The organism is Bradyrhizobium hipponense (assembly GCF_008123965.1).
Classification (GTDB): domain Bacteria; phylum Pseudomonadota; class Alphaproteobacteria; order Rhizobiales; family Xanthobacteraceae; genus Bradyrhizobium; species Bradyrhizobium hipponense.
In genome coordinates this window covers 1-6,717 of the sequence record NZ_VSTH01000085.1, presented here as the reverse complement: position 1 = coordinate 6,717, position 6,717 = coordinate 1, and the positions used below count along the sequence as shown (strand labels likewise).

The following is a 6,717-nucleotide window of genomic DNA, read 5'->3' as shown; positions in this document are numbered from 1 at the left end:
GCTGAAATCGGCCTACACCGTCAAGCTCGGCAAGGAGGCGTTCTACCGCCAGGCCGAAATGAGCCTTGCCGAGGCCTATCGCTATGCGGCAGAGGTGATGACCGAGAACATGATGGCGCGCGACGCCGAGGAAGGCATCGGCGCCTTCATCGAGAAGCGCACGCCGACCTGGCGGGACGAGTAGAATCGTCATTGCGAGCGAAGCGAAGCAATCCAGGATGGCTCCGCGGCGAGAGTCTGGATTGCTTCGCTTCGCTCGCAATGAAAACATGAAAAGACGAACATGAACCACGACGCTTATCCCGACAATTACATCCGTGGCATCCTCAACAGCGTGAAGTCGATCGCGATGGTCGGCGCCTCGCCGGCGAATGTGCGGCCGAGCTATTTTGCGTTCAAATATCTGGCGCAGCGCGGCTACGACATGATCCCGGTCAATCCCGGCCATGTCGGCAAGGATCTGCTCGGCCAACCCTTCGTCGCCTCGCTTTGCGACATCGGCCGTCCCATCGACATGATCGACATCTTCCGCAACTCCAGCCACATCATGCCCGTGGTCGAAGAGGCGCTGGCGCTCGACCCGCTGCCGAAGGTGATCTGGATGCAATTAGGGGCGCGCGACGATGCGGCGGCGGAAAAGGCCGAGGCTGTCGGCATCAAGGTCGTGATGAACCGCTGCCCCAAGATCGAGTATGGCCGGTTGTCGTCGGAAATCTCCTGGATGGGCGTCAATTCGCGCACGCTGAGCTCCAAGCGCGCGCCAGCGCCGACGCAAGGCATGCGCTTATCCCTCAATCGGATGAGTGTTGGCGGCGGCGACACCGCGGCATCGGATCGCGCCGCCAAAAACAAGAGCGAGCAAAGCTGACGCAATTGCGAAGCATTCATTTCGCCAACCCGACAAGGCGCAGCACGATCGCTCTGATGTGAACCGGCGCCTTGACGGCAGGCGCTGTGACGATCAGCATGCCGCGCCATTTCAGACCACAAGAATAGGACGCCATCTAATGAGCGATCGCCTTCCGGGATTTTCGACCCTCGCCGTGCACGCCGGCGCGCAGCCCGATCCCACCACCGGTGCGCGCGCGACGCCGATTTATCAAACGACGTCTTTCGTTTTCAACGACGCCGACCACGCCGCCTCGCTGTTCGGCCTGCAGGCGTTCGGCAATATCTATACGCGCATCGGTAATCCCACCAACGCGGTGCTGGAAGAGCGCGTTGCCGCGCTTGAAGGCGGCACCGCCGCGCTCGCCGTCGCCTCTGGCCACGCCGCGCAAGTCGTGGTGCTGCAGCAATTGCTCCAGCCCGGCGACGAGTTCATCGCCGCGCGAAAACTCTATGGCGGCTCCATCAACCAGTTCACGCACGCCTTCAAGAGCTTTGGCTGGAACGTGGTGTGGGCCGACCCCGACGACACCGCGAGCTTCGAGCGCGCGGTGACGCCGCGCACGAAAGCGATCTTCATCGAGTCCATCGCCAATCCCGGCGGCAGCATCACCGACATCGAGGCGATCTCGACCGTGGCGCGCAAGGCAAGCGTGCCGCTGATCGTCGACAATACACTGGCCTCACCATATCTGATCCGACCGATCGATCACGGCGCCGACATCGTCGTGCACTCGTTGACGAAATTCTTGGGCGGCCATGGTAATTCGCTCGGCGGCATCATCGTCGATGCCGGCACCTTCGACTGGTCGACGGGCGGCAAATATCCCATGCTCTCGGAGCCGCGGCCGGAATATCACGGCATCAGGCTGCAAGAGACCTTCGGCAATTTCGCCTTCGCGATCGCCTGCCGCGTGCTCGGCCTGCGCGACCTCGGGCCCGCCCTGTCACCGTTCAACGCCTTCTTGATCCTGACCGGCATCGAGACGCTGCCGCTGCGCATGCAGAAGCACTGCGACAATGCGAAGGCGATCGCCGAATTCCTCGCCAGCCATCCGGCGGTGGCCTCGGTGAGCTATGCCGGGCTTGCCAGTGACAAGTACAACCAGCTCGCGCGCAAATACGCGCCGAAGGGCGCGGGCGCCGTGTTCACCTTCAGCCTGAAGGGCGGCTACGACGCCGGCGTCAGCCTGGTCGAGAAATTGCAGCTGTTTTCGCACCTTGCGAATGTCGGCGACACCCGCTCGCTCGTCATCCATCCGGCCTCGACCACGCACAGCCAGCTCGACGACGCCGCCAAGATCAGGTCCGGCGCCGGTCCCGACGTGGTGCGGCTCTCGATCGGCATCGAGGACAAGGAAGACCTGATTGCGGACCTCGAGCAGGCGCTGAGCGCGTAGCTTTCCTGGTCATTCCGGGGCGCTTGTGCGCCTCGGAATGACGGACCTCGTTAACAGTCATTAACCATAACTGCCGCATACATCGTTACTGGATCGCCCCTTTGATTCGGAGCCGACGATGCTGCGCTGGATGGTGCCTGCCCTTGCCGCGACGCTGACCATCTCGGCCGCCGTCGCCGCCGATCTTCCTGCCACGCCGAAGCGGCGGGCAACGGCGCCGCCGGAACCTCCGAAGGTCTATGTCGAGACTGATCCGGATGCGCTGATCTCGCCGGCCTATGGCATCAGCAGCTACATCCGCAATCTGCCGGGCACGCCGCTCCTGCCCGGCTCGCACACGCTGCCGGGCTACTATGGCCGCCCCTGGGATTACGACTATCAGGGCTCGTATTACGGCGGCAAGCAGGTCGATTATTTCTGGCGCCTGCCCTATTCGTGCGGCGTCTACGGCTATTGCTGATCAGCCGGGCTGATAGCGATCAGCTGGCCTGCCCGACCGGAACCGTCCGCGGCCGCGCTTGCGCAGACTGCCGCGAGGCCAGCCGTTCCGCCTGCATCACCGCCAGCGTCAGCACCACGATCGCGACCGCCTGGTGCGCGAGCGCGAAATCAAGCGGCACCTGGTTGAGCAAGGTGAGGATGCCGAGCACCGCTTGCAGGCTCACCGCCGCGAACAGCCAGAGCGCGCCGCTTGCCGCCGCCCCCGTGCGCGACCGCACCGCATCGAACGCGTGAAGCGCCGCCAGCACGAACAGCGCATAGGCCGTCATGCGGTGCTCGAACTGCACAGTCAGCACGTTGTCGAACATATTGCGCCACCATGGCGTCTCGAACCACAGCCGATCCGCCGACGGAATGAACGCACCATCGATCGTCGGCCAGGTGTTGTAGGCACGCCCGGCTCGCAAGCCGGCGACCAGCGCGCCGAAATAGATCTGCAGGAAGGTCAGCCCGAGCAGCAGCCCACTCGTCAGCCGCAGCCGCGCAGGCGCGGCGATCGGCGGCCGCTCGGACAGCCGCCGTACCGTCCAGACGATGCCGGCGAAGATCAGAAGCGCGAGCACGAGATGCGTGGCCAGCCGATACTGCGATACCTCGACGCGCTCCGTGAGGCCCGAGGCCACCATCCACCAGCCGACCGCGCCCTGCAGACCGCCAAGCGCGAACAACAGCCACAACCTGCGCTTCAATTCACGGGGCAGTCCGCCCCGCCACAGGAAGAAAAGAAACGGCGGCAGATATGCGACGCCGATGAAGCGGCCGAGCAGTCGGTGGCTCCACTCCCACCAGAAGATCTCCTTGAACTCGGACAGGCTCATGCCGGCATTGAGCTCGCGATATTGCGGGATCTTCTTGTAGGCCTCGAACGCCTCAGTCCACTGTGTCTCCGAGAGCGGTGGAACGCTGCCCGTCACAGGCTTCCATTCGACGATCGAGAGTCCGGATTCCGTCAGCCGTGTCGCACCGCCGACCAGCACCATCAGCACGATCAGTGCGGCCACGGAAATCAGCCACCAGCGCACGGCGCGATGCGGCTCGGACGGGGCGGAAATCGTCGTCATTTCGGAGGCGAAGCCAGAACTTCTATCTGAGAAACTTAAACCAATGAGGCTTGAACCGGACTGCGTGCCCCTTATAGTCCCCCGCTCCCGCAGCGCAAGTTACGCGAAAGCCGCAGCATCCCGCCATGACGATCCGCACCCGCAAGTTCCTCGGCGCCATCCTGCTCCTGGTGCTCGCCACTGTCTGGGCCCTGCTGGGCATGGCGCTGGCGCAGATGCCGTGGATCGCCGAGTCCGGCTGGCGGCAGGCGATCTATTACGTGGTCGTCGGCATGGGCTGGGTGCTGCCGGCGATGCCGATCGTGAGTTGGATGCAGCGGCCCGACCGCGCGAAATCTAATTCATAGCGCTGCCCGTCGGCTTCACCGGCGCAAAGGCGATGCCCGAGACCAGCACGCGCATCATGCGCAGCGAACGCCCCCGGCCGTCCCACGATATCCGCGGCAGCGCGCGCAAATTGGTCCGCCCCTCCGCATCGACGATGCCTGGTATCGTCGACACCGCGCTGACAAAGCCCGCCTCCTCCGCCATCACGACGTGAGCACGCCGAAACGAGGAGCGATCGCCGAACGGAAACGCCAGGTGCCGGATTTCGCGGTGAAAGGCCGCTTCGGCCACCGCCTTGCCCATTGTCATTTCGCGCAGCGCGGCGGCATCTTTCATGTTGGCGAGAACGGGATAGTTCACGGTCGCGCTGCCGATCGTAACGAGCGGATCGGCAGCTAACTTCGCCAGATCCTCCCAGTTCATCGACGCCTCGCGCGAGATGGAAGCAAGATCGATCCGGTAGCGCGTGCAGAGATCGTTGATCGCCGCAGATAGATCCGCCGGCGGCAGCGAGCGCAACCAGCTCTCCAGGAACGAAAACAGCGCCTGCTTCTCGGCATTGCCGGTGACGGTGAAGCGCTGCTCCCTGTCACCCATCATCAGGCTGACGCGGCTCTCGCGCGCAATCACTTTTTCGAGCCCAAGCCACCAGGCTTCGCCCACGCCATCGGGAAATGCGGTGGGAACGTAGAGCGTGAAGGGCACCCCGTGGTGCGCCAGCACCGGGTAGGCAAAGCTGATCAGGTCCTTGCCGGCGCCGTCGAAGGTGAGCGCCACGAAGCGCCGCTTCTCCGGCAGCGTCACCGCGCGCCGGCAGACCTCGTCCATGCCGAGTAAATCGTACTTCCACCGCCTCAACGCGCGAATGGCGCGGCCGAGGAATTTCGGCGTGATCTCGTTCTCGCGGTGCGGCTGGAACGAGCCGCTCCGCCGCGGCCGCACGGCCCCGAAGTGCAGGATCGCGCCGGCACCGCGACTGCGCAACAATGGCTGGCCGGTGAACCAGGCCAGTTCGAGCCGCAGCCGCTCCAGCCATCTGTCGTCGGATGCCAATATCTCCACCTTTGCGTTAGCCCGGCGGTCCGCTCCCTGTCTTATTGTCCTTACCCTTTGTTGACATTTGTTTGCAAAGGTCGGCCACAGGCCGAAATGCCTAAATTTTTGCTTTCTCGACAGGTTTCGCGAATAACCATGGCTGCGGCGATGCAAAGCCGGACGGCAGAAGCGCCAGTGCGGTCGAAAGCGAACCGCATCGCGCATGTCGACATCGTCAGCGATCCCGGGGAGGCCGAGCCGGTCTGGCGTGCCCTCGAGGAGCCTAGTCATCTCTGCACGCCTTATCAGCGCTTCGACCTGTTAAGCCCATGGCTGCGGCTCGTCGGTCACCACGAAGGCGCCCGCCCCTTCATCGTCATTGCCCGCGATGCCGAGCACAGGCCGCTCGCGCTGCTGCCGCTCGTGCTGCGCCAGAGCCACGGCGTGCGCACCGCCTGCTTCATGGGCGGCAAGCATACGACCTTCAACATGGGACTGTGGAATGCCGAGTTTGCCGCGCAGGCCGCTGCGTCGGATCTCGACGCGCTCTTCGCGCCGTTGCGCGAGCACGCCGACGTGCTGGCGCTGACGCAGCAGCCCCTGCGCTGGCACGACCAGCAGAACCCCTTTGCGCTTCTGCCGCAGCAGAGCTCGATCAATGGCTGCCCGCTGTTGGTGATGGAGCCCGGCGGTCCGCCTGCATCGCGGATCAGCAATTCGTTTCGCCGCCGGCTGAAGAGCAAGGAAAAGAAGCTCCAGGTGCTCGCCGGGTATCGCTATCACCTCGCCACCACGGACGCGGACATCACCCGGCTGCTCGACTGGTTCTTCCGCGTCAAGCCGGCGCGGATGGCGGAACAGAAGCTGCCGAACGTGTTTGCAGAGCCGGGTGTCGAACAGTTCGTCCGCGGCGCCTGCCTGTCGCCGCGCGGCGAAGGCCGCATCATCGACATCCATGCGCTCGAATGCGATGAGGAGGTGATTGCGATCTTTGCCGGCGTTGCCGACGGCCAGCGCTTCTCGATGATGTTCAACACCTACACGATGTCGGAACACGCACGCTACAGCCCCGGCCTGATCCTGATGCGCTACATCATCGACCGCTGCGCCGAGCGCGGCTACCACTCGCTCGACCTCGGCATCGGCTCGGACGAGTACAAGCGGATTTTCTGCAAGGACGACGAAGACATCTTCGATAGCTTCGTCCCGCTGACCTCGCGGGGAAAACTCGCGGCGATGGCGATGTCATCGCTGAGCCACGGCAAGCGCCTGGTGAAGCAGAACCAGATGCTGTTCGATCTGGCACAGAAGCTGCGACGGGCGTTCGGGTAGAAGTCCATCCGCCTACGAGATGCCTTTCCTTCTCCCCTTGTGGGAGAAGGTGGCGCGAAGCGCCGGATGAGGGGTTCTATCCGCAGATTCAGCTGCGAGAGGTTCGTTCGCGGGGGGAGACCCCTCACCCGTCCCGGCGCTATCGCGGCGAGCCACCCTCTCCCCTTGTGGGC

The 6,717-nt window shown here is 64.0% G+C and carries 7 protein-coding genes and 1 pseudogene; 6 read left to right on the top strand and 2 right to left on the bottom strand.

Annotation, left to right across the window (positions count from 1 at the left end; all coding sequences use genetic code 11):
* The 4 genes and pseudogenes from FXV83_RS24910 to FXV83_RS24895 form a co-directional block, all read left to right on the top strand.
* A pseudogene (locus FXV83_RS24910) lies at window positions 1–184 on the top strand (enoyl-CoA hydratase); the annotation flags it as partial.
* A gap of 99 nt (window positions 185–283) precedes the next feature.
* Window positions 284–868 carry a CoA-binding protein gene (locus tag FXV83_RS24905; protein WP_148742153.1) on the top strand — a complete coding sequence of 195 codons (585 nt, stop codon included), beginning with the start codon at window positions 284–286 and terminating at the stop codon, window positions 866–868.
* Window positions 869–1,007: 139 nt separating this feature from the next.
* A complete protein-coding gene (locus FXV83_RS24900) occupies window positions 1,008–2,288 on the top strand; it encodes an O-acetylhomoserine aminocarboxypropyltransferase (protein ID WP_148742151.1) in 1,281 nt (426 codons plus the stop codon).
* A 118-nt stretch (window positions 2,289–2,406) separates the two neighbouring features.
* Complete coding sequence (locus FXV83_RS24895; RefSeq protein ID WP_148742149.1) at window positions 2,407–2,748, top strand: hypothetical protein; 342 nt, start codon at window positions 2,407–2,409, stop codon at window positions 2,746–2,748.
* A gap of 19 nt (window positions 2,749–2,767) precedes the next feature.
* On the opposite strand, the gene FXV83_RS24890 is transcribed toward FXV83_RS24895, so the two are convergent.
* Entirely contained in the window at window positions 2,768–3,850 is a 1,083-nt protein-coding gene (locus FXV83_RS24890) for a COX15/CtaA family protein (protein ID WP_148742147.1), read from the bottom strand.
* A 125-nt stretch (window positions 3,851–3,975) separates the two neighbouring features.
* On the opposite strand from FXV83_RS24890, the gene FXV83_RS24885 reads away from it, so the two are divergent.
* Window positions 3,976–4,197, top strand: a complete 222-nt coding sequence (locus FXV83_RS24885) for a DUF2842 domain-containing protein (RefSeq protein WP_148742145.1) — start codon at window positions 3,976–3,978, stop codon at window positions 4,195–4,197.
* Here FXV83_RS24885 and FXV83_RS24880 read toward each other — a convergent pair.
* A complete protein-coding gene (locus tag FXV83_RS24880; protein WP_148742143.1) occupies window positions 4,187–5,230 on the bottom strand; it encodes a polysaccharide deacetylase family protein in 1,044 nt (347 codons plus the stop codon). The genes FXV83_RS24885 and FXV83_RS24880 overlap by 11 nt on opposite strands.
* 132 nt (window positions 5,231–5,362) lie before the next feature.
* Here FXV83_RS24880 and FXV83_RS24875 point away from each other — a divergent pair, with 132 nt between their 5' ends.
* Window positions 5,363–6,544, top strand: a complete 1,182-nt coding sequence (locus tag FXV83_RS24875) for a GNAT family N-acetyltransferase (protein ID WP_148742155.1) — start codon at window positions 5,363–5,365, stop codon at window positions 6,542–6,544.
* The last annotated feature ends 173 nt before the right edge of the window (window positions 6,545–6,717 follow it).

Coding starts and splice junctions, on each gene's coding strand:
- FXV83_RS24900 (WP_148742151.1), top strand. CDS start 1,008: ATGAGCGATCGCCTTCCGGGATTTTCGACCCTCGCCGTGCACGCCGGC.
- FXV83_RS24890 (WP_148742147.1), bottom strand. CDS start 3,850: ATGACGACGATTTCCGCCCCGTCCGAGCCGCATCGCGCCGTGCGCTGG.
- FXV83_RS24895 (WP_148742149.1), top strand. CDS start 2,407: ATGCTGCGCTGGATGGTGCCTGCCCTTGCCGCGACGCTGACCATCTCG.
- FXV83_RS24905 (WP_148742153.1), top strand. CDS start 284: ATGAACCACGACGCTTATCCCGACAATTACATCCGTGGCATCCTCAAC.
- FXV83_RS24885 (WP_148742145.1), top strand. CDS start 3,976: ATGACGATCCGCACCCGCAAGTTCCTCGGCGCCATCCTGCTCCTGGTG.